Annotated in this window: 20 protein-coding genes and 1 pseudogene; 11 read left to right on the top strand and 10 right to left on the bottom strand. The window is 71.8% G+C overall.

The genetic code is table 11. From position 1 onward, the window contains the following. The first annotated feature begins 23 nt into the window (after positions 1–23). The 9 genes and pseudogenes from ACFMQL_RS40735 to ACFMQL_RS40695 all read left to right on the top strand — a co-directional run bounded on the left by ACFMQL_RS40735 (position 24) and on the right by ACFMQL_RS40695 (position 10,793). A complete protein-coding gene (locus ACFMQL_RS40735) occupies positions 24–998 on the top strand; it encodes a WYL domain-containing protein (protein WP_364065353.1) in 975 nt (324 codons plus the stop codon). Then, complete coding sequence (locus tag ACFMQL_RS40730) at positions 995–1,162, top strand: hypothetical protein (protein ID WP_364065350.1); 168 nt, start codon at positions 995–997, stop codon at positions 1,160–1,162. The genes ACFMQL_RS40735 and ACFMQL_RS40730 overlap by 4 nt, the downstream gene beginning before the upstream one ends. 66 nt (positions 1,163–1,228) lie before the next feature. Further along, on the top strand, positions 1,229–1,582 hold the full coding sequence (gene tatA / locus ACFMQL_RS40725; RefSeq protein ID WP_364065348.1) for a Sec-independent protein translocase subunit TatA: 354 nt from the start codon (positions 1,229–1,231) through the stop codon (positions 1,580–1,582). Between the two features lie 104 nt (positions 1,583–1,686). Then, positions 1,687–2,520: a twin-arginine translocase subunit TatC gene (tatC, locus tag ACFMQL_RS40720; RefSeq protein WP_378790062.1), complete on the top strand. Its 834-nt coding sequence runs from the start codon at positions 1,687–1,689 to the stop codon at positions 2,518–2,520. 39 nt (positions 2,521–2,559) lie between these two features. Next, complete coding sequence (locus ACFMQL_RS40715) at positions 2,560–3,447, top strand: YegS/Rv2252/BmrU family lipid kinase (protein ID WP_364065343.1); 888 nt, start codon at positions 2,560–2,562, stop codon at positions 3,445–3,447. 90 nt (positions 3,448–3,537) lie between these two features. Beyond that, positions 3,538–6,262 (top strand): annotated as a pseudogene (locus tag ACFMQL_RS40710) (DEAD/DEAH box helicase). 538 nt (positions 6,263–6,800) lie between these two features. Next, a complete protein-coding gene (locus ACFMQL_RS40705; RefSeq protein WP_364065338.1) occupies positions 6,801–8,594 on the top strand; it encodes an ABC transporter ATP-binding protein in 1,794 nt (597 codons plus the stop codon). 563 nt (positions 8,595–9,157) lie between these two features. After that, positions 9,158–9,739, top strand: a complete 582-nt coding sequence (locus ACFMQL_RS40700) for a TetR/AcrR family transcriptional regulator (protein WP_378790061.1) — start codon at positions 9,158–9,160, stop codon at positions 9,737–9,739. Between the two features lie 859 nt (positions 9,740–10,598). Then, on the top strand, positions 10,599–10,793 hold the full coding sequence (locus ACFMQL_RS40695) for a hypothetical protein (protein WP_378790060.1): 195 nt from the start codon (positions 10,599–10,601) through the stop codon (positions 10,791–10,793). Between the two features lie 621 nt (positions 10,794–11,414). Here ACFMQL_RS40695 and ACFMQL_RS40690 read toward each other — a convergent pair. After that, positions 11,415–12,311 (bottom strand): siderophore-interacting protein, encoded by an 897-nt coding sequence (locus ACFMQL_RS40690; protein ID WP_364065331.1) that lies wholly within the window; start codon positions 12,309–12,311, stop codon positions 11,415–11,417. Between the two features lie 172 nt (positions 12,312–12,483). Here ACFMQL_RS40690 and ACFMQL_RS40685 point away from each other — a divergent pair, with 172 nt between their 5' ends. Together ACFMQL_RS40685 and ACFMQL_RS40680 are read left to right on the top strand one after the other, a co-directional pair. Then, positions 12,484–14,556 (top strand): alpha-galactosidase, encoded by a 2,073-nt coding sequence (locus ACFMQL_RS40685; protein WP_378790059.1) that lies wholly within the window; start codon positions 12,484–12,486, stop codon positions 14,554–14,556. A gap of 98 nt (positions 14,557–14,654) precedes the next feature. Further along, positions 14,655–15,644: an ACT domain-containing protein gene (locus ACFMQL_RS40680; protein ID WP_364065327.1), complete on the top strand. Its 990-nt coding sequence runs from the start codon at positions 14,655–14,657 to the stop codon at positions 15,642–15,644. A gap of 137 nt (positions 15,645–15,781) precedes the next feature. Here the strand turns inward: ACFMQL_RS40680 and ACFMQL_RS40675 are convergent, their stop codons facing one another. The 9 genes from ACFMQL_RS40675 to ACFMQL_RS40635 are packed head-to-tail and all read right to left on the bottom strand — an operon-like array spanning position 15,782 to position 26,456. Next, positions 15,782–16,684 (bottom strand): dihydrodipicolinate synthase family protein, encoded by a 903-nt coding sequence (locus tag ACFMQL_RS40675; protein ID WP_364065324.1) that lies wholly within the window; start codon positions 16,682–16,684, stop codon positions 15,782–15,784. Further along, positions 16,681–18,021 carry an aminopeptidase P family protein gene (locus ACFMQL_RS40670; protein WP_364065322.1) on the bottom strand — a complete coding sequence of 447 codons (1,341 nt, stop codon included), beginning with the start codon at positions 18,019–18,021 and terminating at the stop codon, positions 16,681–16,683. Before ACFMQL_RS40670 ends, ACFMQL_RS40675 begins: the two co-directional genes overlap by 4 nt. Next, entirely contained in the window at positions 18,014–19,291 is a 1,278-nt protein-coding gene (locus ACFMQL_RS40665) for an alpha/beta fold hydrolase (RefSeq protein ID WP_364065320.1), read from the bottom strand. The genes ACFMQL_RS40670 and ACFMQL_RS40665 overlap by 8 nt, the downstream gene beginning before the upstream one ends. Beyond that, the gene (locus tag ACFMQL_RS40660) at positions 19,288–20,100 is read right to left on the bottom strand and encodes an ATP-binding cassette domain-containing protein (RefSeq protein ID WP_364065317.1); all 813 of its coding nucleotides are present in this window, start codon (positions 20,098–20,100) and stop codon (positions 19,288–19,290) included. Before ACFMQL_RS40660 ends, ACFMQL_RS40665 begins: the two co-directional genes overlap by 4 nt. Further along, positions 20,097–20,897, bottom strand: a complete 801-nt coding sequence (locus tag ACFMQL_RS40655) for an ABC transporter ATP-binding protein (RefSeq protein ID WP_364065314.1) — start codon at positions 20,895–20,897, stop codon at positions 20,097–20,099. Before ACFMQL_RS40655 ends, ACFMQL_RS40660 begins: the two co-directional genes overlap by 4 nt. Then, entirely contained in the window at positions 20,894–21,889 is a 996-nt protein-coding gene (locus tag ACFMQL_RS40650) for an ABC transporter permease (protein ID WP_378790058.1), read from the bottom strand. The genes ACFMQL_RS40655 and ACFMQL_RS40650 overlap by 4 nt, the downstream gene beginning before the upstream one ends. Next, positions 21,886–22,824 carry an ABC transporter permease gene (locus tag ACFMQL_RS40645; RefSeq protein WP_364065308.1) on the bottom strand — a complete coding sequence of 313 codons (939 nt, stop codon included), beginning with the start codon at positions 22,822–22,824 and terminating at the stop codon, positions 21,886–21,888. Before ACFMQL_RS40645 ends, ACFMQL_RS40650 begins: the two co-directional genes overlap by 4 nt. Next, on the bottom strand, positions 22,825–24,510 hold the full coding sequence (locus ACFMQL_RS40640) for an ABC transporter substrate-binding protein (protein ID WP_364065306.1): 1,686 nt from the start codon (positions 24,508–24,510) through the stop codon (positions 22,825–22,827). Then, entirely contained in the window at positions 24,507–26,456 is a 1,950-nt protein-coding gene (locus tag ACFMQL_RS40635; RefSeq protein ID WP_378790057.1) for a glycoside hydrolase family 127 protein, read from the bottom strand. The genes ACFMQL_RS40640 and ACFMQL_RS40635 overlap by 4 nt, the downstream gene beginning before the upstream one ends. Positions 26,457–26,488: the final 32 nt, after the last annotated feature.

Here is a 26,488-nt window from a genome sequence, read left to right as displayed (position 1 = left end):
CGTCTAGGCGAGGGGGAACGGAAGTGAGCGGGTCCGCCGATCGGCTGCCGCGGCTGCTTGCGCTGGTGCCGTACCTGATGTCCCATCCGGGGGCCACGGTCGGCGAGGTCGCGGCGGTGTTCGGGCTGAGCGAGAAGCAGCTCATCGACGACCTGCAGCTCGTGTGGATGTGCGGGCTGCCCGGCCACACCCCCGGCGACCTCATCGACGTGTCGTGGGACGGCGGCGAGATCCTCATCGACAACGCCGACACCATCGCCAGGCCGCTGCGGCTCGGCATCGACGAGGCGAGCGCGCTGCTGGTGGCGCTGCGCACGCTGGCCGCCACCCCCGAGCTGGCGCTGCCCGAAGGCGGGGTGCCCGACGCGCTGCCGCGGGTGATGGCCAAGCTGGAGCGGGCCGCCGGAGAGGGCGCGGCCACCGTCAGCAGCCAGGTCGCCGTGGACGTCGACGCCGCCCCCGACGCGCTGCCGCGGGTGCGCGAGGGGCTCACCAAGGGCCGCCGCCTGTCGCTGCGCTACTACGTGCCGGGCCGCGACGAGGTGACGCCGCGCGAGGTCGACCCGATGCGGGTGCTGGTCGTGGACGGCCGCGCCTACCTGGAGGGCTGGTGCTACCGGGCCGAGGCGATGCGGCTGTTCCGGCTGGACCGGGTGCTCGGCGTGGAGGTGCTGGACGTGCCCGCCGACCCGCCGGCCGAGGCCGAGCCGCGCGACGTGACCGACGGGGTGTTCCGTCCGTCGCCCACCGACGAGCTGGTGGAGCTGGAGCTGAGCGCCGCCGGGCGGTGGGTGGCCGAGTACTACCCGTGCGAGCAGGTCACCGAGCTGGGCGAGGGGCGGCTGCGGGTGGCGCTGCGGGCCCGCGACGAGGACTGGATTCTCAAGCTGGCGCTGCGGCTCGGCGACACCGGCAAGGTCGTCTCGCCTCCTGAGATGGCCGAGGCCGTGCGCCGCGAGGCCGAACGCGCCCTGGCCCTGTACGCTCACCGGTCATGACCTTGCTGTTCGTGTCCGTGGGGATCGGCGTCGCCGGGCTGATCGTGCTGGTGGTGGCCGGTGCTCGCGTCGTGGTGGCGGCACGTACTCTGAGAAGGGAAGTGGCCGAGGCGCAGGCCCAGCTTGAGCCCCGGCGGGCCAGATTGACCGGCCAGGGGGGGTGAGACCACGCCCCCGGCAGCGTACGATCGTGGCTGAAAGAGGCAAGTGTCGCTAGAAAGGGCGTTCTCATGCCGAACCTCGGAGTGCCCGAACTCCTCATCATTCTGCTGGCGCTGGTGCTGCTGTTCGGTGCGAAGAAGCTGCCCGACATGGCCCGCGGCGTCGGCCGTTCCCTGCGCATCTTCAAGGCCGAGACCGCGAAGCTGCGCGATGACGACGACGACGTCCAGCACACCGTCCAGCAGGCGCCCGCGCAGCAGGCCCAGCCTCAGCCCCAGCCCGTCCAGCCGCAGCCGCTGCCGGCCTCCACCCCGCCGGCCCCCACGCCCGGGCTGTCGCTGGAGGAGCAGGCCCGCCAGCTGGAGGAGCAGGCCGCCAAGCTGCGCGCCAGTGCCGCCCAGACCGACAACAAGCACGCCTGATCTCCGCCCTTCCTCCTCTTCCTGATCTGGACTGCTAGATGGCGCTGCTCAAACGATCGAGCAATTCGAGGCGAGAACGCGACCCCGAAGGTCGCATGCCCCTCATGGAGCACCTGCGGGAGCTGCGCAACCGCCTGCTCATCGCGCTGGCCGCCGTGGTCGTGGGCATCATCATCGGCTTCTTCTTCTTCGATCCGGTGTGGGCGTACATCAAGGCGCCGTTCTGTGACACGCCGCAGGCGCAGCAGCTGCGCGTCGGCCAGTGCACGCTCACCTACGGCGGCATCTTCCAGTCGTTCTTCCTGACGCTGAAGGTGTCGGCGCTGGTCGGCCTGGTGGTGTCCTCACCCGTCTGGCTCTACCAGATCTGGGCGTTCGTCACGCCCGCCCTCTACCGCAACGAGAAGCGGTATTCGATCACGTTCATGTCGATCGCGGTCCCGCTGTTCCTCATCGGCGCCGCGCTCGCGTACATCATCATGGACACCAGCCTGGCGATCCTGCTGGGCTTCGCGCCGAGCGACACCGTCGCGACCATCCAGATCGATGAGTACCTCAACTACGTGCTCATCATGCTGGTGATCTTCGGTGTGTCGTTCGAGCTGCCACTGCTGCTGGTGTTCCTCAACATCATCGGCGTCCTGTCGCACGCCACGGTCAAGAAGCACCGGCGCACGGTCGTCTTCATCATGTTCGTCTTCGGCGCGGTCATCACGCCCGGCGGCGATCCGCTGACGATGATGGCGCTCGCCATGCCGATGATCGTGCTGTACTTCATCGCCGAGGGCGTCATCTTCCTGCGCGAGAGGCGCGCGCCGGCCGAGGGGGACTTCTCCCACCTGTCCGACGACGAGGCCTCGCCGCTGCCCGAGGAGAGCACGCCGGTCGAGCCCTCCGGGTTGACCGATGAGGAGCCGCCGGGCACCGACAAGCGCTGAGGCATTCCCGTGCCGCCCCGGAAACGATAGGTTCCGGGCGTGTCCCCCCATATCGCCCTGCTCGTCAACCCCGCCGCCCGCGGCGGGCGTACGCTGCGCCTGCTCGAGCCCGTGGCGCGCCGGCTGCGCGCCGGAGGGGCCGAGCTGTCGGTGATCGTCGGTGACGACGCCGCCGACGCGCTCGCCCGCGCCTGCACGGCCGTCTCCGAACGTCCCGACGCGCTCGTCGCCTTCGGCGGCGACGGGCTGGTCCACCTGGCGGTGCAGGCGGTCGCCGGCACCGACGTGCCGCTCGGCATCATCCCGGCGGGCACCGGCAACGACATCGCCGCCGCGCTCGGCGTGCCGCGCAAGGATCCGCTCGCGGCGGCCAGGGCCGTGCTGCGGATGAAGACCCGGCCGGTGGACGCCGCCCGCATCGCGGCGGGCGGTGCCGAGGAGCTGTTCGCCGGGGTGGCGTGCTGCGGGTTCGACTCCCGCGTCAACGAGCGGGCCAACACCCTCACCTGGCCGCCCGGCATGGCCCGCTACCTGGTGGCGACCGCGCGGGAGCTGCGCGCGTTCCGGCCGATCCCGTACCGCGTCACCTTCGACGACGGCGAGCCGGTCGAGCGGGAGGCGATGCTGGTCGCGGTGGCCAACACCACCTCCTACGGCGCGGGGATGCGGGTCTGCCCGGACGCGAGGCCCGACGACGGGCTGCTGGACGTCGTGATGGTGGGCGCGCTGTCCACGGGGGAGTTCGTGCGGGTCTTCCCGAGCGTCTACCGGGGCACCCACGTCACGCACCCGGCGGTGTCGGTGCGGCGGGTGCGCAGCGTCCGGGTGGAGGCACCCGAGGTGATCGCCTACGCCGACGGCGAACGCATCGGGCCGGCCCCGCTGCACTGCGAGGTGCTGCCGGGCGCGTTGCGCGTCATCGTATGAGATCTACTTTGTAAAGGCGCCGGGTCGGAAGGCCCGGCGCGGGCGGCTGCCTGGACGGACCGGAATGGCGGTTTCGGTAGGCTGGCGATTATGACAACGCCAGCGGAACGCTATGCGGCCTTCCGTCAGAAGTTCGGGGACGACGGGGCCGCGCTGAGATCGTTCCGAGGTCTCTACGACTTCCCGCTGGACGACTTCCAGATCGACGCCTGCCGCGCCCTGGAGGCCGGCGACGGCGTGCTGGTGGCGGCGCCCACGGGGTCGGGCAAGACGGTGGTCGGCGAGTTCGCCGTCCACCTCGCCTTGGAGCAGGGCCTGAAGTGCTTCTACACCACCCCCATCAAGGCGCTGTCCAACCAGAAGTACAACGACCTGGTCAAGCGCTACGGCACGGGCAAGGTCGGGCTGCTGACCGGCGACAACAGCATCAACGGCGAGGCGCCGATCGTCGTCATGACGACCGAGGTGCTGCGCAACATGCTCTACGCGGGCTCGGCGACGCTGTCCGGGCTCGGGTTCGTGGTGATGGACGAGGTCCACTACCTCGCCGACCGGTTCCGCGGCGCGGTCTGGGAAGAGGTGATCATCCACCTGCCGGAGTCGGTGCGGCTGGTGGCGCTGTCGGCGACGGTGAGCAACGCCGAGGAGTTCGGCGAGTGGCTGGGCGCGGTGCGCGGCGACACCACGGTGATCGTGGACGAGCACCGTCCCGTGCCGTTGTGGCAGCACATGATGGTCGGCAAGCGCATCTACGACATGTTCATCACCGACGATCTGACGCCGCGGATCAACCCGACGCTGATGCGGGTGACGCGGGATGCGGAGCGGCTGATGGCGGGTCGTGGCCGGCGCGGCTACGGCCGGGTGCCGCGCTCGCGCCCGCCGGACCGGGTGCAGGTCATCGAGAAGCTCGACGCCGAGGGGCTGCTGCCGGCGATCACGTTCATCTTCTCCCGCGCGGGCTGCGACGCGGCGGTGCAGCAGTGCCTGTACGCCGGCATCCGGCTGACGAGCGACCGCGAGCGGCACGAGATCCGGCAGATCGTCGACGAGCGCACGGCGCACCTGCCCGATGAGGATCTGGCGGTGCTGGGCTACCTGGAGTGGCGCGAGGGCCTGGAGCGGGGCCTTGCGGCGCATCACGCGGGCATGCTGCCGGCGTTCAAGGAGGTCGTGGAGGAGCTGTTCACCCGCGGCCTGGTCAAGGCGGTGTTCGCCACGGAGACGCTGGCGCTGGGCATCAACATGCCAGGCGCGCACCGTGGTGATCGAGAAGCTGGACAAGTGGAACGGCGAGACGCACGCCGACCTGACGCCGGGGGAGTACACCCAGCTCACCGGCCGGGCGGGGCGGCGCGGCATCGACGTCGAGGGCCACGCGGTGGTGCTGTGGCAGCCGGGCATGGATCCGCTGTCGGTGGCGGGCCTTGCGGGCACCCGTACGTATCCGCTGCGGTCGAGCTTCCAGCCGTCGTACAACATGGCGGTCAACCTGGTCGGGCAGTTCGGCCGCGAGCGGGCCAGGGCGCTGCTGGAGGAGTCGTTCGCGCAGTTCCAGGCGGACCGTGCGGTCGTGGGGCTGGCCAAGCAGCTGCGCAAGCACGAGGAGGCGCTGGAGGGCTACCAGGAGGCGATGACCTGCCACCTGGGTGACTTCGCCGAGTACGCGGCGCTGCGGCGGCGGCTGTCCGACCGCGAGGCGGAGCTGTCGCGGCAGCGCGGTGCGGCGCGGCGGGCGGCGGCGGCGCGGTCGCTGGAGGCGCTGCAGCCGGGCGACGTGATCCGGGTGCCGGGCGGCCGGCGCGCGGGCCTTGCGATCGTGCTGGACGTGAGCCGCAATCCGCGCGGTCACGGGCCGAGCCCGCTGGTGCTGACCATCGGCAAGCAGGTGAAGAAGCTGGATCCGTCCGACTTCCCGGTGCCGGTGGAGCCGCTGGAGAAGGTGCGCATCCCGAAGAACTTCAACTCCCGCTCGCCGAAGGAGCGGGCGAACCTGGTCTCGACGCTGATGGCGAAGATCGGCGACCGGGACCTCGGCAAGCCGCCGCGGGTGCGCGACCACACGGTGGAGGACCCCGAGGTCAACGACCTGCGGCGGCAGATCAGGCAGCATCCGTGCCACGGCTGCGACGAGCGCGAGGACCACGCCCGCTGGGCCGAGCGCTACTACAAGCTGCTGCGCGAGACCGAGGGGCTGCGGCGGCGGGTCGAGGGGCGTTCCCACGTGATCTCGCGGACGTTCGACCGGATCTGCTCGGTGCTGCAGCAGCTCGGCTACCTGCGCGGCGAGACGGTCACCGACGAGGGGCGGCGGCTCGGCCGCCTCTACACCGAGCTCGACCTGCTGACCGCCGAGTGCCTGCGCAACGGGCTGTGGGAGGATCTCGACCCGGCGGAGCTGGCGGCGTGCGTGTCGGCGCTGGTGTTCGAGTCGCGGGCGTCCGACGACACGCGGCGGCCGAAGATCCCGGCGGGTAAGGCGCAGGACGCGCTGTCGGCGATGATCAGGCTGTGGGGCGAGCTCGAGGGCATCGAGTCCGACCACGGGCTGTCCACGATCAGGGAGCCGGATCTGGGGTTCGCGTGGGCGGCGTACCGGTGGACGAAGGGGCACAGCCTCGACGCGGTGCTGATGGACGGCGTGGGCGGCAACGAGCTGGCGGCCGGTGACTTCGTGCGGTGGATCAAGCAGCTGATGGACCTGCTGGGCCAGCTGGGGAACGCGGCGCCGGAGGGCAGCAAGATCCGGCAGACGTCGGTGAAGGCGATGGACGCGATGCGGCGGGGTGTGGTGGCGTACTCGTCGCTGAACTGACCCCCGGCCGGGCGTCGTGGCCCGGCGTGGCCGGTGTGGTCGGCGCGCTGATGTCGGCTCGGCAACCCGCTGCGGGCCGGTGTGGCCCGTGTCGGTCGCGTGTGGCCGGCTCGGTACCCGCCGCGGGCCGGTGCGGTCGCGTCGTCACGTGAGGTCGGCCCTGCGGCGTGAGGCCGCTTGACGGCCGTTGGCGGACGGTCTGAGGGCGCTCCGGAAGCGTGGCTTCTGGGGCGCCTTTTGGCGTCATATGACGCTGGTTTTACGTTTTTACTGGTGGGCGGGCGCCTTTACTTCTTCGCCGGAAACGCCTTTCCGCTCGGCTTTTACCGGTCAAGCCTTCCTGAAATCAACGATTATCTGCTGATTTATCGCATTTCGGGTGCTAGCGTCCGATTTGTCAGTGTTCAGCCAACGGGGGAGGAATCATGGCGAACACGCAACTGTCCGCGGTCGGCTTCAAGCAAGGATGGGGATGCCGCAGGCGCCGCCGCTGGCGCCGGTGGGGCTGGGGCTGGTGCGCCCGTCGTAGGTGGTGGGGGTGCTAGACACCCCCGATGAGGGCCGGCGGCCAGGCCGCCGGCCCCCTTTGAGCGCCTCCGGCCGTGAACTCGCGCCGGCGATCACCATTCGCCGCACGTTCCGCGAGTTCTGGCCGGACACCCGCGGGTTGCGGCGCCATTTCGCGGCCGGGGTGGTTTTCGCCATCCTCGCCGCGCTCTGTGAGGTCGCCGCGATCCGCCTGTTCGGGCACATCACCGACGAGGTGCTGACGACCCGGAACCTTGACGCTTTCTGGTCTCCCGCGGCCATCTGGCTCGGGCTCGCCGTCGGTGCCGGCGCGCTGTCCTTCGCGGGGGCCTACCTCACCGCGCTGGGCGCGGAGCGGTTCCTGCTGGCCCTGCGCGACCGCGTGTACGCGCACGTACAGACGCTCGCCCCCGACTTCTCCGAGAAGCGGCGGCTGGGCGACCTGATGGCGCGCATGACGGACGACGTGGAGGCCATCGAGGAACTGGTCGGCTCAGGACTGGTCAAGGCCGTCACCACCGTGGCCGGCATCGTCTTCTTCGCCGGGGCGGCGTTCTTCATCCGCTGGGACCTGGCACTGCTGACGATGGCGTTGATCCCGCTGTTCGTGATCACCTCGAAGGTGTTCGCCTCGAAGTTCAGGACGGCGGCGGCGCGCGAGCGGGCCAGCAACGGGGCGATGAACAGCGTCCTGGAGGAAGGGCTGGCCAACCAGCCGCTCGTGCAGTCGTACAACCGGCAGGACGAGGAGTCCCGCAGGCTGCACAGCGAGGGGCGCACCTGGCTGCGGGCCAACATGTCGCAGGCCTGGCTGTCGGGTCTGTACAACCCGGCGGTGCAGGTCATCGAGACGATCTGCCTGATCGCCATCCTCGGGTTCGGCGCGTGGGAGATCGCGGCCGGGCGGCTGACGATCGGCGGGCTGCTGTCGTTCGCGGCGTACCTGGCCCTGCTCTACCCGGCCGTGCAGAGCCTGGGCGAGCTGGCCCTGACGGTGTCGGAGGCGGCGGCGGGATCGGATCGCGTGATCGAGATCCTGCACACCAAGCCCGCCGTACGCGACGCCCCGGACGCCGTCGCGATGGGCCGCTGCAGCGGCCGGATCGTCTTCGACCGGGTGAGCTTCACCTATCCGGGACGGAGCCGTCAGGTGCTGCGCGACCTGTCGTTCACCGCAGAGCCCGGCGAGGTCGTCGTGATCACCGGGCCCAGCGGGGCGGGCAAGTCCACGATCGCCAAGCTGCTGCTGCGCTTCTACGACCCGGACTCCGGGCGCATCCTGCTGGACGACACCGACGTCCAGGGCATCACACGGCAGTCGCTGCGCGACAACATCACCGTCCTGCACCAGGAGACGCTGCTGTTCTCCGGCACCGTACGCGACAACATCGCCTACGGGCGTCCCGGCGCCTCGTTCGACGAGGTGGTCAGGGCGGCCGAGGTGGCCGGGGCGCACGACTTCATCAAGCTGCTGCCCCAGGGGTACGACTCGCCGGTCGGTCAGCGCGGCCGGCTGCTGTCCGGCGGGCAGCGGCAGCGCATCGCGATCGCCAGGGCCATCCTGCGCGACACGCCGGTGCTGGTGCTCGACGAGCCCGTCACCGGACTGGACGTCGCCACCGCCGCCCACGTCATGCGGCCGCTGCGGCGGCTCATGGCCGGGCGTACCACGCTGCTCATCACGCACGACCTGCGGCAGGTGCCGGAGGGGGCGCGGGTGATCGAGATCGAGCCGGCTCCGCGGGAGGAGCGGATCCGGCTCAAGCGGGTCGGCGCGCGGTCCGGCTGGGGAACGTCCACGTGACCCCGGTCTCGCCGGCCCGGCACCCGTCCCGACGCTCCGGGGCGGGTGCCGGGCTTTCGGCGACCGTTCGCCCTCGGCCGCCGGTCGCCGCTGTGCCGGCGGGTCGTTGTCGTGGCGCTGACTGCTGCGACGCTCGGGAGGATTTCGGAGTTTCGCGTACGGCGCCGCGAAGGTCCCTGGCGGCTCCGGCGCGACGCCCCCGGAACAACAACCACCACCACCGCCGCGCATCCCCGGAAAGCCATCACTTTCATCCCCGGAACGCCATCGCGGCGGAATCTCTGAACGCCGCCATCACTGCGTGAGCCACGGACGCTGCCGCCGCCGCGGAACCCCCTGAACGCCGTACTGCCGTGGAATCGTCGCCCCATCCACCTGGTGTTGGGTTTTAGCGGGATATTGCGGGATCGGCGGCGGTCGGCTGCTGGGGTGTTTCAGGGGTTGCGGTGGGATTTTGGGGGTGTATGTCGGGGAATCTCCCGGGATAGAATCGGAGAGCATTCTCCGTTTGTCGCCGCGGGCCCGCTTTCCGCCTGCCGGCAGGCCGAAGGCAGGTGGAGATCATGGGCGACGATCACGGCGCCGCCAGGCCGCTGCGGGCCGACGCCCGGCGTAACAGGGAGCGGGTGCTGCAGATCGCCCAGCAGGCCCTGGCCAGCGACGGCCTGACCATCTCCTTCGATGAGATCGCCCGGCGTGCCGGGTTCGGGGTCGGCACCGTCTACCGGCACTTTCCCACCAAAGAGGCGCTGTTCGAGGCGGTGCTGCTCGGGCGGATCGAACGGTTCGTGGCCGACGCCCGCGCGCTGGCCACCGCCGAGGACGCCGGTCGGGCGTTCTTCGGCTGGTTCGCCGCAGTGGTCGAGCAGGCGTCGGGCAACCAGGCGCTGTGCGACATGCTGGACAGCGGCACGGCCATGCCGGTACGGCCCGGCTCCACGCTGGCCAGGGACTTCGCCGCGGCGCTCGGCCGATTGCTGGCGCGGGCCCAGCGGGTGGGGGCCGTGCGCGCCGACCTCACCGCCGAGGACGCCCTCGACCTGCTGCGCGGCTGCCTGGTCGCCGAGCGCGGAGCCCGGGCCAGGGGAGGGGCGGTGCGGATGGCGGACGTGGTCTGCGACGGGATGCGGGCCCGGTCGCTCTGACGCTCCTGACGGTCAGGGGCCTGGTGCGTGCGGCCTGACCGTCCCTGACAGTTGGGCGCGTGGTGCGTGCGGACCTCGCGACAAATAATGTCGATTACCAAATGGGAGAAACCTCATCTTGGTCGTCGTATGCCGCGCTGCGCCCGCTGATCGCTATTTGCGGAAATTCCAGTGTTTGTGGGGATTGATCACACTACGCTGCTACCGCTTGCCAAGTACGAGGGGAAAGCGGGCAACAACGTGTTCATCGCAGTCACAGTGCTGGCCGCCGCTGTTGTCGGCGCGGTGGTCTGGTGGCTCCGCCGGGGGACGGGGGAAGGTGCCGCCGACGACAGGTTCGAGGTGGACCGTTCGTGGGGGTTGCTGCCACCTGATGTGGAGGCGGCCTTCGTGGAGGGGCTGCGGGCGTACCACGATTCCGGCAGCGCGCTGCGGGTCCACGAGGAGCTGGAGGTGCTGGTCGCCTACGACCCGCCGCGGTCGATCTCCCTGCGCCTGCTCGCCGACGCCTTCGCCGCCCGCGGGGACGCCGCCCTGCACGACCCGCAGGGCACGGTCACGGAGCTGATGGCCGAGCTGGCGACGGCCGAGCGCCCCGGCGTCCTGCACCTGCGCGGCGAGTGGCCGCCGGCCGAGCCGGAAGGGGTGCGCGGCCCTAAGGTTGCGGATGGCCCGGAAATTGCGGACGGCATGGACGCCGAACGCTTCGCCACCGCCGTGGCCGAGACCGTGACGGAGCTGGTGAGGGGACCGGCGGGGGCAGCGGCCTCTGCGGCGGTCGCGGACGCGGCCGCCGAAGCGGTGGTAACGGACACGGCGGCCGAAGCCGCGGTAACGGGCACAGCGGCCGAACACGCTCATGCTGGACCTCGCCTACGTGCTCGACCGCTATCGGGAGGCGCGCGAGCTGCGTCCGGACGCGCCGGCCGGGGAGGTTTTGCGCGAGGCCGTCACGGGCCTGATCGCCGACGACGGCCCAGGCGTGACGTGGGCCCGCCCGCCGACCCCGGCCCAGCGCCGCCTGGTCCAGGACGGCCCACCCGAGCTCCACTGATCGCCCCGCACCCGGCCAGGGCCTGCGGGGGGCTGATTCGCACGCCCCGCGCCCCCGGCACAGCCGCGTCGCGCGTCCCGCGCGCAACCGCGTCGCGCGTCCCGTGTCGCGCGTCCCGCGTCCCGCGCGTAGCCACGGCCCCGCGGCCGGGCCTCGATCGAGCCTCCCTGACTGCCCCGGCGCAGCGCAGCTGCGGCCGACGGCCTCGCCAGTTGCTCCAACGGCCCCGGGGCGCGACTCGCTCATCGCCGCCCAGGGGCGAGTCGTGGGGCGGAATGGCAGCGTGGGGGCGGGCGGTCGGTGGCGGGGCTCGCCCATGCTGCATCGGCCGCCCGGCGCTCGGTTCAGCGGAGGTTGCTGGAGGGGTGGCTCGCGCGGACTCCGCCGGCCGTCAGGTACGCGACTCGCTCACTGGCGCGCAGGGGGCGAGTCGCGGGTGGGGCCGGGGGAGGCATCGTCGCGCAGGGGGCGGTAGGCCGGTGGTCTGGCTCGCGCGAAAAACGCCGACGGTGCTCGTGCTCATTGCCGACGGTGCTCGTGCTCATTTAGGCCAGGCGAGGGATGGCTCGGCAGAGGGGAGCCGGTGGGCGGGCACCGGGGGAGGTTCGATGCCTGAGGAGGTCAGCCGGTGTTCTCTGCGCGGCCGAGGCGCCAGTAGCCCATGAAGGCGACCGCGCGGCGGTCCATGCCGCGTTCGGCCACCAGGTGGCGGCGGAGGATCTTGATGACGCCGGCCTCGCCGGCCAGCCACGCGTACAAGGGACCATGCTCGGGCGCCTCCTGCGGGACCTCCCACAGCTCCTCGGCGTCGACGTCCACGTCCTCCAAGGAGCCGGGTGCGGCGGCCGGAGTGGGCAGCAGGCGGGCGGCGGCGGCCTGGACGGCGGGGATGAGCTCGGCGCCGCGCTCGCCGCCGTTGCGGGCGAGCCAGGTGACCTTGACGTTGGCGGGCGCCTCGATGGGCAGGGCGTCGGCGTCGAAGGGCACCTCCATGAGCACCTCGCCGGCCAGGTGGGCGGGGAGGCGTTCGAGGATGGCGCAGATGGCGGGGACGGCGGTCTCGTCACCGGCGATGAGTACGCAGCCGGTGCCGGCGGGCGGCCGGAACTCCAGGCCGCCGTGCGGGCCCTCGTGGTCGGCGTTGGGGCCGAGGAGCGCGGCGACGTCGCCGGGCTGCACCTGTTCGGCCCAGCGGGCGACGGGGCCGCCGTCGGGGTGCATGACGACGTCCACATCGACCTCGCCGGCCTCCCGGCGGACCGTCCTCGCGGTGTACGTGCGCATCACGTTGCGCTTGCCGGGGTCGAGCGTCCGCCAGCGCTGGTACCAGTCGGGCCCCTTCGGCAGGTACGCCATGCCGTGCTCGGGGGTCGGGAGGAAGAGCTTGACCCGCTGGTCGAAGCCGTTGTCGGCGAAGTGGCGCAGGTCGTCGCCGGCGAAGGTGACGCGCAGGAAGGACGGGCTGAGGCGGTCGAGCCGGTCTACTCGTACGTCGAACATGCGAAAGGGCTCGGTCATCCCCGGAATCCTCCAACGGCGATTTATTAGGTGAGCCTAACCTAAACGATCGCGGGGATTTAAGCGAGCCGGGGTTAGTGCATCGGCCCCACTCGGGACGATAGCGTCGTGAAGCATCGTGAACGGTGAAAACCGGGCCACCGTGCCCGCCCCCCAGATTGGAGTCCCGAACTTGTCTTCCGTGATCCTCTCCGCGGCGGGTGCCGCGCTGGTGCTCGACACCTCCGGCCCGGGGCTGCCCCGGGTACGGCACTTCGGCGCGGACCTCGGAGTCGGCGGACAGGACCTGGCAGCGGTGCTGCCGCCGTCGCCGGGCGCGCCCGCGCCGTCGCTGCTGCCCGCCCAGGCGGAGTCCTGGTACGGCAGGCCCGGCCTGTCCGGCGTGCGGGACGGCGAGCACTGGCCGGTGCGCTGGAGCGTGGAGAACGTGGAGGTGTCCGCCGAGCCGGGCGGCGGCGGCACGGTGACCGTGACGGCCGCCGACGAGCGTGCCGGGCTGCGGCTGGTGTGCGAGCTGGTCATGGAGGGCAGCGGCCTGGTACGGATGCGGCACGCGGTGATGAACACGGCCGCCTCGCCGTACCGGCTGGAAGGGCTGGTGTGCACGCTGCCGGTGCCCGCCCGCGCGGCCGAGCTGCTCGACTTCACCGGCCGGTGGGCGCTGGAGAAGGTGCCGCAGCGCAGGGAGTTCACCCGCGGGGTGTGGTCGCGGGAGAACCGCAGGGGACGCACCGGGCATGACGGCACCGGGCTGCTGATCGCCGGGACCGGTGGGTTCGGGTTCAGGAGCGGCGAGGTGTGGGCCGTGCACGCCGGCTGGAGCGGCGACCACGTGCACTACGCCGAGCGGCTGCCCGAGGGCGTGTCGCTGCTGGGGGCGGGCGAGCTGCTCGAGCCCGGCGAGGTCGTGCTGGCCCAGGACGCCACGTACCGTACGCCGTGGGTGTTCTTCACCTGGTCGGGCAGCGGCCTCGACGACGCCTCGCACCGGCTGCACGAGCACCTGCGCGCCCGCCCGCTCCCGGTGCGGCCGGTCACGCTGAACAACTGGGAGGCCACCTACTTCGACCATGGCCTCGACCGGCTGCTCGAACTCGCCGAGCGGGCCGCCGCGGCCGGCATCGAGCGGTTCGTGCTCGACGACGGCTGGTTCCGGCACCGCCGCCACGACCGGGCCGGGCTCGGTGACTGGTACGTGGACGAGGGCGTCTGGCCCGACGGCCTGCACCCGCTCGCCGATCGGGTGCGCGAGCTGGGCATGCAGTTCGGGCTGTGGTTCGAGCCCGAGATGGTCAACCCCGACTCCGACCTCGCCCGCGAGCACCCCGACTGGATCCTCGCCAGGCCGGAGCGCATGCCGCCGCCCCAGCGCAACCAGCAGGTGCTCGACCTGGCCAGGCCCGAGGCGTACGCGTACCTGCTGGAGCGGATCGACGCTCTGGTGCGCGAATACCGGCTCGACTACATCAAGTGGGACCACAACCGCGACATCGCCGAGCCCGTGCACGACGGCGCGCCCGGCGTGCACGCGCAGACGCTCGCCACCTATCGGCTGCTTGACGAGCTGCGCGAGCGCCACCCCGGCCTGGAGATCGAGTCGTGCTCGTCCGGCGGCGCGCGTATCGACTACGGCATCCTGGCGCGCACCGACCGGGTGTGGACCTCCGACTGCAACGACGCGCTCGACCGGCAGTCCATCCAGCGCTGGACCGGGCTGCTGGTGCCGCCGGAGCGGATGGGCGCCCACGTCGGCGCGAACCGCGACCACAGCACCGGGCGGATGCTGCCGCTGGCGTTCCGGGCCGCGACCGCGCTGTTCGGGCACATGGGCGTGGAGTGGGACATCACCTCCGCCACCGCCGAAGAACTGGAGGAGCTGGCCACCTGGATCGCGCTGCACAAGCGGCTGCGGCCGGTGCTGCACTCCGGCCGGGTCGTGCGGGCCGACCACCCCGACCCGACCGCGTTCCTGCACGGCGTGGTGCTGCCCGAGCGGGGCGTGTTCGCGTACGTGCAGCTCACCTCGCGGCTGGACGTCGGGCCGGCGCCGCTGCGGCTGCCCGGGCTCGACCCGGAGGCCACCTACGAGGTACGCCTGGCCGGGCCCGTCCCCGAGCGGACCGTGCTGCCCGAGTGGGCCGCCGAGCCCGTCCGGCTGCGCGGTTCCGTGCTGGGCGAGCTGGGGCTGCCCGCGCCCGCCATGCGTCCCGCCTCCGCGCTCGTCATCGAGGTCGAGCGGGTCTGAGCCGGTGCCCGCGGAGTGCGGGTCGGTGAACGGGGTTTAATCCGGCCGCAACGCGGACACCCGTGGCCAGGTAACACGGGTGCCGCAGACTGTCGGTCATGGATGATGCACCCAAAGTGACGCAGGCCCGCCCCGAGCCCGCCACGACGCCCCGGACCGGTGACGGAGACGTGCCCGGTCTGGTCGACGCGGCCGGGCTCGGGGCCGGGCCACGCGCCGTTCCGGCCGCCGGGCCCGGGGCGGCGACGCGTGCCGTCTCCGCCGGCGGGCACGGGCGGGCCTGGTGGCGGGAGCTCGTCGAGATCGCCGCGCTGTTCGTCGCGGTCGGGCTGGCGCACCTGCTCGCCACCCTGCTCGGCCACCACGAGCCGGGGCCGGTCGTGCTCATCGGGCTGGGCGTGGCGTTGATCGCGGGATCGGCGGTCCACCGGTGGCTCGCCCATCACCGCCCGGTGGCGTCCGTACGGCGGCGGGCGCGGCGCAGGGCACGGGAGACGCCCGAGGCCCTGATAGAGGAGAGCGGGCGCGTCATGACGCTGTGGCGGATCCGGATGCGGGTGGTGGAGCGGCCGGGGCGGCTGGCCACCGTGGCGGGCGCGTTCGGACGGCTCGGCTGCAACATCCTGGCCCTGCACATCGCGCCGACCGGCGGCGGTGCGATCACACCGGCCGGGTGCGACGCGCTGGACGAGTTCGTCATCGAGGCGCCGCGCGACCTCGCGCCCGCCGTGCTCGCCGAAGCCCTGCAGGAGGCGGGCGGGCAGGACGTGGTGATCGTGCCCGCCAGGGTCACCGACCTGACCGACCCGGGCGTGCACGCGCTGGTGCTGGCGCAGCGCGTCGGCGACGACCCGGCGCGGCTGCCGGAGGCGCTGGGCGAGCTGCTGCGCGCCCCCGACGTGGAGTGGCGGCGGCCGGGCGACACCGCCGACGACGACGCCGACCCGGCCACCACCATGGTGGTCGCGGTGAACCCGGACAGGGCGCTGCTCGTCCGGCGGCCCGAGCTGCCGTTCACGCCGACCGAGGCGGCCCGCGCCTCCGCGCTCGCCGCCGCGGCCGCCCACGCCCGCTACCACTCCGGATGACACCGGGGGCGGTCCAGTCCGCTCGCGCCCGCTACCACGCCGGCGACATCCGCTACACGCCCGGTGAAACTCGACGGTAGCCCCGCCGCCCAGCAGGTTCAGCTGGCCCGGCGCCAGGTATGGAACCGTGCCAGGCGTCAGCGGTAGCCCTTGGCGAGTACCTCGCGGGTCTGCCTGGTGATCTGGGCCTCCTGCTCGGTGGTGAGGGCGACGCGGGGCGGGCGGCAGGGCCCGCCCTTGCGTCCCGCCAGGTCCATCGACAGCTTGATCGACTGGACGAACTCCGTTTTGGAGTCCCACCGCAGTAGCGGGTGCAGGTCGCGGTAGATCGGCAGCGCCTTCTCGACGTCCCCGGCGACCGCGAGCCGGTAGAGCTCGACGGTGGCGCGGGGGATCATGTTGGGGTATCCGGCGATCCAGCCGACCGCGCCGGCGATGGCCAGTTCGAGCAGCACGTCGTCGGAGCCGATCAGCAAATCGAGGCCGGGCGCGCGCTCGGCCAGCTCGTACGCCCTGCGCACGTCCCCGCTGAACTCCTTGACGGCCACGATGAGCCCTTCGTGGTGCAGCTCGGCCAGCAGCTCAGGGGTGAGGTCGACCTTGGTGTCCAACGGGTTGTTGTAGGCGACGATCGGCAGCCCCACCTTGGCGACCTCGCGGTAGTGGGCGACGACGGCCCGCCGGTCGGCGCGGTAGGCGTTGGGCGGCAGCAGCAGCACGGAGGAGGCGCCGGCCTCGGCGGCCTGCTCGGCCCAGCGCCGCGACTCGGCGGCCCCGTACGCGGCCACGCCCGGCATCACGTGGAAACCGCCGGGGGCGGCCTCGACGGCGGTGCGGACGACGCGGGCCCGCTCGTCGGCGGTGAGCGTCTGGTACTCGCCGAGCGACCCGTTGGGGCAGACGCCGTCGCAGCCGCCGTCGGCGAGGAAACGGACGTGCTCGGCGTAGGCGTCGTAGTCGATGGTCAGGTCGTCGTGGAAGGGCAGCGCGGTGGCGACGTGCACGCCGTGCCAGACCGGAGCGTTCGCCTGGGCGGTCATGATGTCCTCTCTTTGGTCCAGATCTCCAGGCCGCTCGCGGTGATGGGCAGCGCGGCCGACAGGTTCTCGGCGCCGTCGGCGGTCACCAGCAGGTCGTCCTCGATGCGGACGCCGATGCCGCGCAGCTCGGGCGGGACGGTGGTGTCGTGGGCGTGGAAGTACAGGCCGGGCTCGACGGTGAGCACCATGCCGGGCGCCATGTCGGCGCCGTGGTAGGCCTCGGGCCTGGACTGGGCGCAGTCGTGCACGTCGAGCCCGAGGTGGTGGCCGATGCCGCAGACGAGGTAGCGGCGGTGGTGCTGGCCCTGATCCGACAGGGCCTCGTCCACGGAGACGGGCAGCAGGCCCCAGTCGTGCAGGCCGCGCGCGATGACCTCCATCGCGGCGTGGTGGAAGGCGGTGAACGGCTTGCCCGGCCCCACCTGAGCGAGCCCGGCCCGGTGGGCCTGCTCGACGAGGTCGTGCACCTGCCGCTGTGCGGGGGTGAAGGCGCCGGATGCGGGGATGGTGCGGGTGACGTCGGCGGTGTAGTGAGAGCGGGTCTCGACGCCCATGTCGAGCAGCAGCAGCTCGCCGGGCAGGACGGGGCCGTCGCAGCGCACCCAGTGCAGGGTGGGGGCGTGCGGGCCGCTGCCGACGATGGAGGCGTAGCCGGGGCCGTTGCCGTAGGTGCGGGCGTAGCGGTCGAAGGTGCCCTGCAGCCAGCGTTCGCCGCCGGCGCGGATGGCGGCGGGCACCTCGGCGGCGACGGCGGCGAAGCCTTCGACGGTGCGGTCCACGGCCTCGCGGAGCTGGGCGATCTCCCACTCGTCCTTGATCATGCGGAGTTCGGCGAGCACCTGCCGCAGCTCGTCGGCGTCGGCGGTGAGCGCGCCGTCGGGGGTGCCCGGGTAGTCGGGCAGCGGCAGCACCGTCACGCCGAGCGCGGCCGACCACTCGGCGAGCGAGGGGGACGGGCCGACCCACAGCTCGCCGTAGGCGGCGTCGGCGAAGAAGCCGGTCTCGCCGGGGCGGGCGGGCGGCGGCAGGTAGAGGGTGGCGTCGCCGTCGCGGACGACGGCGATCGCGTTCTCGGCGGCGCAGCCGGTCAGCCAGTAGAAGTCGCTGTCGACGCGGAAGCCGTAGGCGGTGTCGTTGGAGCGGGTGGGCGCGCGGCCCGCGGCCACCACGACGGTGCGGCCGGGCAGCGCGGCGGCCAGGCGGGCGCGGTGGGCGGCGGCCGCCTCCGCGGCCCCCGGCACCAGGTCGGGGGTGCGGGCGGGGGACTCCCAGCCCTGGGCGATGTACTCGGCGAACGCGGGGATCTCCGACAGCCGGGGCAGCCTGCGGTCACTCATCGGTGATTCCTCCTCCCATCTGGCGGACGAGCTCGGTGAGGCGGGCGAAGACGCGTTCGTCGCCGATGCCGTCGTGCTCGTACTCGTTGGTGACCCAAGCCTGGGTGTTGCCGACCCGGGCGGCGGTCTGCAGTTGCAGGCCGGAGTCGACGTACATGTCGTCGAAGTAGACGGCGGCGGCCACGGGCACCTCGTTGGCGGCCAGCCGGTCGGTGTCGTAGAGGGGCGGCCAGTCGTCGCGGGCGGCCAGCAGCTCGACGGCGCCGCGGAAGGGCCGCAGCGCGCGGATCTCCTCGAACATCCAGGGGTACATCATCTCGCCGGTGAACAGCAGCGGCCTGGCGTCCTCGGCGAAGGCCGGGTGGCGCTCGCGCTCGCGCTGCGCGGCCCAGGCGGTGGCGCCGGGGCCCGAGCCGTAGATGCTCTCCTGAAGCGCGGCGAACAGCGGGTTGTCGGCGTAGGAGGAGCGGGCGAGCACCTGGTGCAGGAACGTCTCGGGCAGCCCGTCGGACTCGTCCAGCAGCCAGTGCATGCGCTCGTAGCCGGGTTTCATGCCGAAGTCGATGCCGAGCGACTGCAGCCGCCGTACGGTGAGGACGTCGCCGTCGGGCAGCAGCACGTCGCCTGCGGCGAGCCGGTCGGCCAGGCGGGCGGTGGTCTCGACGTGGTGCGGGTAGCGGCGGTAGAACTCGGCGTTCTTGGCGGCCACCCGCGGATAGGTGCGGCGGTAGACCTCGGCGGCGTCGGGGTCGAGCGAGGGCAGGCCGCCGGTGACGTAGCAGGCGCTCAGGCCCTGCGGCGCGCGCGACAGGTAGGTGAGGGTGAGGAAGCCGCCGTAGCTCTGGCCGAGCGTGGACCAGCGGCGGCCGCCGAAGACGGCGGTGCGCAGGTGCTCGGCGTCGGCCACGATGGAGTCGGCGCGGAAGTGGGCGAGGTAGGCGGCGCCCTGCTCGGCGGTGAGCGTGCTCATCAGCCGGCCGTCGACGCGGGAGCTGCGGCCGGTGCCGCGCTGGTCGAGCAGGATGACCCGGTACGTCCGCAGCGCGTGCCCGAGCCAGCCGGACGTGCCGACGGGCCGGGGCGCCTTGCCGCCCGGGCCGCCCTGGAGGAAGAGCAGGCAGGGCAGCTCCTCGCGGTCGCGGGCCGGGTCCACCAGCTCGCGGGCGAAGACCTCGATCGTGCGGCCGCCGGGGTCGGACCAGTCGAGCGGGACGCGTTCGACGTGGTCGCGCACCCGCATGCCGGGGATGGTGTAGGTGGCGGTGATCAACTGTTCTCCCTCCTGCGGCGGTCCCACTCGGGGTTGATGCGGGGGATGGCCGCAAGCAGCGTGCGCGTGTACTCGTCCTGGGGATCGCCGAAGACCTGCTCGGTGGTGCCGAGCTCGACGATGCGGCCCTTGCTCATCACGGCGACGCGCTGGGCGATCTGGCGCACCACGGCCAGGTCGTGGGCGATGAACACGTAGCTGAAGCCGCTCTCGCGCTGCAGCCGCCGTAGCAGCTCGATGATCTGCGCCTGGACCGAGACGTCCAGCGCGGAGACGGCCTCGTCGCAGATCACCAGCTTGGGGTTGACGGCCAGGGCGCGGGCGATGCCGATGCGCTGGGCCTGGCCGCCGGAGAATTGGGCCGGGTAGCGCAGCGAGTGGTCGGGGTTGAGCCCGACGCGTTCCATGAGTTCCTTGGCGTACGCCCGCCGGCCGCCCTTGGGGGTGCGGCCCTGGTAGATGAGGGGCGCGTTGATGATGCGTTCGACGGTGTGGCGGGGGTTGAGCGAGGAGAACGGGTCCTGGAAGACGACCTGGACGTTGCCGCGGAAGCGGGTCAGCGCCTCGCCCTTGGCGTGGGTGACGTCCTCGCCGTCGAACTCCAGGGTGCCGGAGGTCGGGTCCATCAGCTTGGCGATCATGCGGGCGGTGGTGGACTTGCCACTGCCCGACTCGCCGACCACGGCGAGCGTCTCGCCGAGCCGTACGTCGAAGCTGACCCGGTCCACGGCGGTGAACTCGGCTTTGGAGCCGAGCGGGCCGCGGGTGACGAACCTCTTGGTGAGGTCCTTGGCGCGCAGCAGCGTCATGGGGCCACCTCGTCGTCGATGCGGGGGATGCTCTCCAGCAGCATGCGGGTGTAGGCGTGGCGGGGCTCGGCGAAGATCTGCTCGGCGGTGCCGTACTCGACCTGCTCGCCGCGGCGCATCACCAGCACGCGGGTCGCGATCGAGCTGATCACGGCCAGGTCGTGGGTGATGAACACCATGCCGGTGCCGCTCTGGCTGCGCAGGTCGGCCAGCAGGCGCAGGATCTGCGCCTGCACGGTGACGTCCAGGGCGGTCGTGGGCTCGTCGGCGATGAGCAGCTTGGGCCGGCACACCAGCGCCATCGCGATCATGATGCGTTGCCGCTGACCGCCGGAGAACTGATGCGGGTAGTGGTTGACGCGCCGCTCGGGGTCGGGCAGGCCGACCTGGGCGAGCGCCTCGATGGCGACCTTTCTGGCGGCCTTTCTCGACCGGTCCCGGTGCGCGCGGTACATCTCCTCGATCTGCAGCCCGACCGTGTAGTACGGGTTGAGCGACGACAGCGGGTCCTGGAAGATCATCGACATCTGGTCGCCGCGGAGCCTGCGCAGCTCGCGCTCGGGGCGGCCGAGCAGCTCGGTGCCGTCGAGCCTGATGCTGCCGCTGGTTATGGCGCCCTTGGGCAGCAGGCCCATGACGGCCAGGCTGGTCATCGACTTGCCGGAGCCCGACTCGCCGACGATGCCGACGGTCTCGTCCCTGCCGACGGTGAAGGAGACGTTCTTGACCACGTCCACGGGGCCGCGCGTGGTGGGGAACGTGACGGTGAGGTCTTCCACCTCCAGCAGCTCGCTCATGGCGACGTGATCCTCACTCTCGGGTCGAGCCGGGTGTAGACGAGGTCGACCACGACGTTGCCGACCACCACGAAGAACGCCGCCAGCAGGGTGACCGCCATGATGACGGGCTGGTCGTTCTTGGCGATGGAGTCGGCGGCCATCTTGCCGACGCCGTTCAGCCCGAAGACGGTCTCGGTGATGAGCGCGCCGCCCAGCAGGCCGGCGAAGTCCATGCCGAAGATCGTGGCGATCGGGGTGAGCGCCGGGCGCAGCGCGTGCCTGCGCATGGTGAGCAGCGGCGGCAGGCCCTTGCTCCTGGCGGTGCGCATGAAGTTCTCGGCCAGGGTGTCGATGACGTTGGCGCGGGTGAGCCGGGCGTACAGGCAGGCGTAGCCGGTGGCCAGCACGATCCACGGCATCAGGTACGACTGGAACCACGTCAGCGGGTCGTCGGAGAACGCCACCGCCTGCGGGAACGGCAGCACCTGGAGCTGGACGACGAGCACGTACTGCAGGGCGAGCGCCAGCACGTAGTTGGGGATGCTGGAGCCGCCGAGCGCCAGGCCCATCGCGGTGCGGTCGATCCAGGTGCCCTCCTTGACGGCGCTGAGCAGGCCGGCGGCGATGCCGACGAGCAGCCACAGCACGGCGGCGCCGATGGCGACGGTGGCGCTGACCGGCAGCCGCTCCACCACCATCTCCATGACGGACTGATTGGTCTGGAAGCTGTAGCCGAGGCAGGGCGCGGGACAGTGGACGAGGTTGGCGCCCTCGCCGTAGTCGCGCCCGGCGAAGATGCCGGCGAGGAAGCCGAAGAACTGGGTGAAGAACGGCCGGTCCAGGCCGAGCACGCCGCGGATCTGGTCGATGCGCTCCGGTGTGCAGGTCTTGCCGCAGATCATCACGGCCGGGTCGGGCTGCAGGGTGAAGAACAGCACGAACGTGAACAGGCACACCAGGAACAGGATGACCACGACGCCGGCCGGCCAGGCCACGTAACGGGCCATCATGCGGCCTCCCCCGCGTCGTAGGCGGCTCTGATCCGGTCGCCGAGCACGGTCAGCGACAGCACGGTGAGGAACAGGAAGCCGCCGGGGATGACGAAGTACATCGGATCGACGGCGTACCAGCCGACCGAACTGGAGATCATCTGGCCCCACGACGGGGTGGGCGGGGTGACGCCGACGCCGAGGAACGACAGCCCGGCCTCGGTGCCGACGTACCCGGGCACGGCCAGGGTGGTCATGACGATGAGGGAGCTGCGCAGGTTGGGCAGGATCTCCTTGAACACCAGCGCTCCGGTGGAGGCGCCGCAGGCCCGCGCGGCCTCCACGAACTCCCGGTTGACCAGCGTCAGCGTCTGCCCGCGCACCACCCGCGCCAGGTACGGCCAGCCGAACACGCTGATCACCACGACCAGCAGCACCGGCCGGTTGCCCTGGGGCAGCGCCGACAGGATGGCGATCATGAAGATCAGCGCGGGGAAGGCCATGAGGAAGTCCATGACCCGGCAGATCACCTGGTCCACCCAGCCCTGGTAGAACCCGGCCAGCATGCCGAGCACGACGCCGAGCAGCGTGGTCAGGGCGGTGGCCGAGGCGGCGATGATGAGGGAGACGCGGGCGCCGTAGGCGATGCGGGCGAGGATGTCGCGGCCGTTCTGGGGTTCGACGCCCAGCGGGTGCTCGGCGCTGATGCCGCCGAGCGTGCCGTACGGGACGCCGCCCAGGTCGGTGTCGACGGCGGCGGTGTCGAAGTCGTTGGGGCCGTGGCCGGTGATCGCGGTGATGAGCGGGGCGCAGATCGCCATCAGCACGATCAGCGCGAGGTAGGCGCCGCTGAGCACGGCGCCTCGATCGCGCAGCAGCACGCGCAGGACGCGCCGGCCCGAGGTGGCGGGCGCGCCGCCCGCCACCTGTTGCTCTGGATGCGCTGCGACCGTCATCTACTTCGTCGGGTCCGCAAGGCCGACGGAGACGAGGTCGACGCCGCCGGAGTAGGAGTTGTGCTGGTAGGCGCCGGCGATGTTGGCGCCGTTGACGAGGATGAGCTTCTCGTAGGCCAGCGGCACGACCGGGGCCAGCTCCATGATCTGCTTGTCCAGCTCGCCGTAGGCGGCGTTGGCCTCGTTGACGTCGGTCATCTCGGCGATCTCGTCGATCCTGGCGTTGATGGCCTTGTCGTTGATCTGGGCGATGTTGGAGTTGCCCTTGGCGGTGATGTTGCGGCCGTCGAACAGCGGCGGCAGGAACGTCGCGCCGGACGCCCAGTCGGGGCACCAGCCGGTGACGGCCATGTCGTTCTGCTTGGCGGGGGTGCCGATGACCTCGTAGAAGGTGGACGCGTCGATGTTGTTGATCTTGACGTCGATGCCGATCTTCTTCAGCGACTCCTGCACGGCGACCGAGACGGCGGCCATCTTCGGCTGCGCCCTGGTGTCGAGGGTGAGCGAGAAGCCGCCGGACAGGCCGGCCTCGGCCAGGAGCTGCTTGGCCTTCTCCACGTCGTACGGGTAGGGGTCGTAGTCGACGCGCCCGGCGACGGTGGGCGGCTGGATCGAGGTGCCCTTCTCGGCCAGCGTGGAGCCGCCCAGGGCGGCGACGATGGTGTCCTTATCGATGGCGTGGTTGATGGCCTGCCGGACGCGGACGTCCTTGAGGTACTTCTTGGTGGTGTTCAGCCCCATATAAGTGGTGCAGCCGTTGAGGCCGGACAGCGTGCGCGCCTTGATCTGCGGCGCCTGCACGCGGGCGACGGTGGCGGCCTGGATGCTGGGGCCGATCGCGTCGGCGTCGGTGCCCTGACCGGCGAGCATGCGCTCGTCGATGGTGGCCGGGTCGAGGCCGAAGGTCCACTCGAAGCCGTCCGGCCTGGCCGAGCGCACGGTGTCGGTCTCGGGTTTCCAGTGCGGGTTGCGCTCCAGCTTCAGCGACACGTTGCGCTGGTAGGAGGCCACCTTGTACGGCCCGCTCGCGATGGGCTTGCTGTCGAAGGCGCCGCCCGCGCCGGTGCCCTTGGGGAAGGGGGTGAAGTTGGGCAGCGCCAGCGCGCTGGGGAAGTCGGCGTACGGCTTCTTGAGGTGGATGACGACGGTCTTGTCGTCGGGGGTCTCGATGGTGTCGAGGTCGCCGGACAGGTAGGGGCCCTTGTAGTCCTTGGGGGCGTCCAGCAGCAGCCTGCCGTACGGGGAGCCGATGCCGGCCTCGGGGTCGAAGGCGCGGGAGAAGCCGAACTTGACGGCCTCGCTGGTGATGGGGGTGCCGTCTTCGAAGAAGATGTCGTCCTTGAGGGTGAAGGTCCAGGTCTTGGCGTCGTCGGACGGCGTGCCGGTGTCGGTGGCGAGGTCGGGGACGATCTTCGTGCCCTCCTCGCCGGGCCCGGCGCCGAACGTGGTCAGGCCCCGGTAGATGAGCCGGTAGAAGTTGTTGACACCGCCGTCGAAGCCGCGCGCCGGGTCCAGGTGGGAGAAGTCCGCGTTGGCCAGCACGTGCACGATGCCGCCCGTGGCGGGGGTGGCGGACGTGCCGGTAGCGCCGGTGCCGCCGGGGCCCTGGGCCGCTCCGCCGCCGCATGCCGACAGTGCCAGCACGACGGTCATCGTGGCGCTCGCGAGCGCCGCCGGTCGTCTCATGTCGCCTTCTTTCCGTTGGTCGTGTTCGGGGTCCTGACCCAGACCCGCATCGCCGCGGGGCCGCGGTTGCCCCACAGGAAGTAGGGGACGAAGGTCACGGGAACCTGCGTCTCGGGCTGAGCAGTGTCGGGGGCCGGCAGCTCGGGGTAGAGCTCGGGCGGGGGAGGGGGAGCGGTGCGCGCGGTGACGTTCAGCACGACCGCGCCGGGCGCGAGGTCGTCACGCCGCCCGATCTCGGCTTCGAGGGCCTCCGGTACGCCGACCAGCAGGTCGTCCACGGCCGCCTGCGGGCTGTCGTGCTGCTCGACGCAGTAGACGATCGGGCCGCGGGCCAGCGCGATGGCGCCTCTGGTGGCGTCCAGGTAAGGGTGTGAGCCGTGCGCCCTGACCGGCATCGGCAGGGTGAGCCGCACCTCGTCGCCCGGCGACCAGAAGCGCTCGACGGTGAGCCAGCCGCCGTCCGGCTCGCCGGTCCACGTCTCGCCGTTGACGGTGGCGGTGGCGCCGCGGGCCCAGCCGGGCACGCGCAGCGCCAGCGCGTACCGGCCGGTGGGGGCGCGGCGGACGGTGAGCCGCACGTCGCCGTCCCACGGGTAGCCGGTCGCCATGTCCAGGTCCAGCTCGGCCGTCTCGACGCGGGCGGTGGCGTACTGGGCGATGAGCACCGCGCCGTCGCGCTCGGCCGCCACGTAGTCGGCGAGCTGCGCCATCCAGCGCACGATGTTGGGCGGGCAGCACGGGCAGCCGAACCAGGCGCGGCGCAGCGGCTCGCCGTCCGCCTCCGCGCCGCTGCGCTGGGCGTGGTCGGGGCGGCGCTGCAGCGGGTTGTCGTAGAAGAACGCGCGGCCGTCGGCGGACAGGCCGACCGCGTAGGCGTTGTAGAGCACCCGCTCGAACACGTCGAGGTAGGAGGCGCCGCCGGTGGCCAGGAACATGCGCCAGGCCCACTGCATGAGGGCGATGGCGGCACAGGTCTCGGCGTAGGCGCGCTCGGACGGCAGCTCGTAGCGGTCGCCGATGGCCTCGTCGGAGTGGCGGCTGCCGAGCCCGCCGGTGATGTAGAGCTTGGTGGCGACCATGTCGTCCCACAGCCGCGTGAGCGCCTTCTCCAGCGTGCGGTCGCCGGTCTCCAGCAGCACGTCCGCGGCGCCGGCCGCCAGGTACGCCATCCGCACCGCGTGACCGGTCACAGACGGCAGCTCGCGGAAGGGCACGTGATCCTGGAAGTAGTCGCCGGGAAAGATGCTGTGCGTGAGCTGGCCGGAGCCGCGCCGGTCGATGAACGCGGCGGCCAGGTCGAGGTAGGCGCGCTCGCCGGTCTCCCGGTAGAGCTCGACCAGCGCCATCTCCACCTCGGGGTGCCCGTCGATACCGCCGCCGGCGAAGCGCTCGGTCACCAGGTCGGCGAAGCGGCGGGCGACGCGCAGCAGCCGGTCGTCGCCCATGCGCCGGCTGGCGGCCACGGCGGCCTGGATGAGGTGGCCCAGCGTGTACAGCTCATGACCCCAGGCCAGGTCCTCCCACGGCTTCTTGGCGGCGGCCGGGTCCTGGAAGAACGAGTTGAGGTAGCCGTCGCCGGCCTGCACGCGTTCCAGCAGGCAGACGACCTCCTCGTAGAAGTCGCGCACCCCTTCCTCCGCGGTGCCGTCGCCGAGGTCGTAGGCGAGCCCCTCCAGGGTCTTGTAGAGGTCGGTGTCCAGGAAGGGGTAGCGGCCCCGGTACGGCGGAGGGTCCTGCTCCAGAAGCCGGCTCAGGTTGGCCACGTTGCCCGCCGCGCGGAGCTGCTCGATGGTGTGCGGGATCGTGGCCGTGCTGTTGCGGACCCGGAAGTGGTGGAGCAGGCCGCCGGTGATGCGCACTCCGGGAAGCGGGCGTACCGCCCCGGAGGCGGCCCCGGGAGTGAGACGCACGGCACCGGCCGGCGGCGTGACCTGCTTAGACGTCATGAACCATCCCAGTAATGTGTGGCATTGCACTG

The sequence above is a fragment of the Nonomuraea fastidiosa genome, from assembly GCF_042751225.1.
Classification (GTDB): Bacteria; Actinomycetota; Actinomycetes; order Streptosporangiales; family Streptosporangiaceae; genus Nonomuraea; species Nonomuraea fastidiosa.
Note: the sequence above shows the minus strand (reverse complement) of the source record. Positions and strands in the feature narration are given on the sequence as shown.

Bases quoted from the DNA above. Each gene is read 5' to 3' on its own strand.
- ACFMQL_RS40730 (WP_364065350.1), top strand. From the start codon at position 995: ATGACCTTGCTGTTCGTGTCCGTGGGGATCGGCGTCGCCGGGCTGATC.
- tatA (WP_364065348.1), top strand. From the start codon at position 1,229: ATGCCGAACCTCGGAGTGCCCGAACTCCTCATCATTCTGCTGGCGCTG.
- tatC (WP_378790062.1), top strand. From the start codon at position 1,687: ATGGAGCACCTGCGGGAGCTGCGCAACCGCCTGCTCATCGCGCTGGCC.
- ACFMQL_RS40700 (WP_378790061.1), top strand. From the start codon at position 9,158: ATGGGCGACGATCACGGCGCCGCCAGGCCGCTGCGGGCCGACGCCCGG.
- ACFMQL_RS40695 (WP_378790060.1), top strand. From the start codon at position 10,599: ATGCTGGACCTCGCCTACGTGCTCGACCGCTATCGGGAGGCGCGCGAG.
- ACFMQL_RS40690 (WP_364065331.1), bottom strand. From the start codon at position 12,311: ATGACCGAGCCCTTTCGCATGTTCGACGTACGAGTAGACCGGCTCGAC.
- ACFMQL_RS40680 (WP_364065327.1), top strand. From the start codon at position 14,655: ATGGATGATGCACCCAAAGTGACGCAGGCCCGCCCCGAGCCCGCCACG.
- ACFMQL_RS40675 (WP_364065324.1), bottom strand. From the start codon at position 16,684: ATGACCGCCCAGGCGAACGCTCCGGTCTGGCACGGCGTGCACGTCGCC.
- ACFMQL_RS40670 (WP_364065322.1), bottom strand. From the start codon at position 18,021: ATGAGTGACCGCAGGCTGCCCCGGCTGTCGGAGATCCCCGCGTTCGCC.
- ACFMQL_RS40660 (WP_364065317.1), bottom strand. From the start codon at position 20,100: ATGACGCTGCTGCGCGCCAAGGACCTCACCAAGAGGTTCGTCACCCGC.
- ACFMQL_RS40655 (WP_364065314.1), bottom strand. From the start codon at position 20,897: ATGAGCGAGCTGCTGGAGGTGGAAGACCTCACCGTCACGTTCCCCACC.
- ACFMQL_RS40650 (WP_378790058.1), bottom strand. From the start codon at position 21,889: ATGATGGCCCGTTACGTGGCCTGGCCGGCCGGCGTCGTGGTCATCCTG.
- ACFMQL_RS40645 (WP_364065308.1), bottom strand. From the start codon at position 22,824: ATGACGGTCGCAGCGCATCCAGAGCAACAGGTGGCGGGCGGCGCGCCC.
- ACFMQL_RS40640 (WP_364065306.1), bottom strand. From the start codon at position 24,510: ATGAGACGACCGGCGGCGCTCGCGAGCGCCACGATGACCGTCGTGCTG.
- ACFMQL_RS40635 (WP_378790057.1), bottom strand. From the start codon at position 26,456: ATGACGTCTAAGCAGGTCACGCCGCCGGCCGGTGCCGTGCGTCTCACT.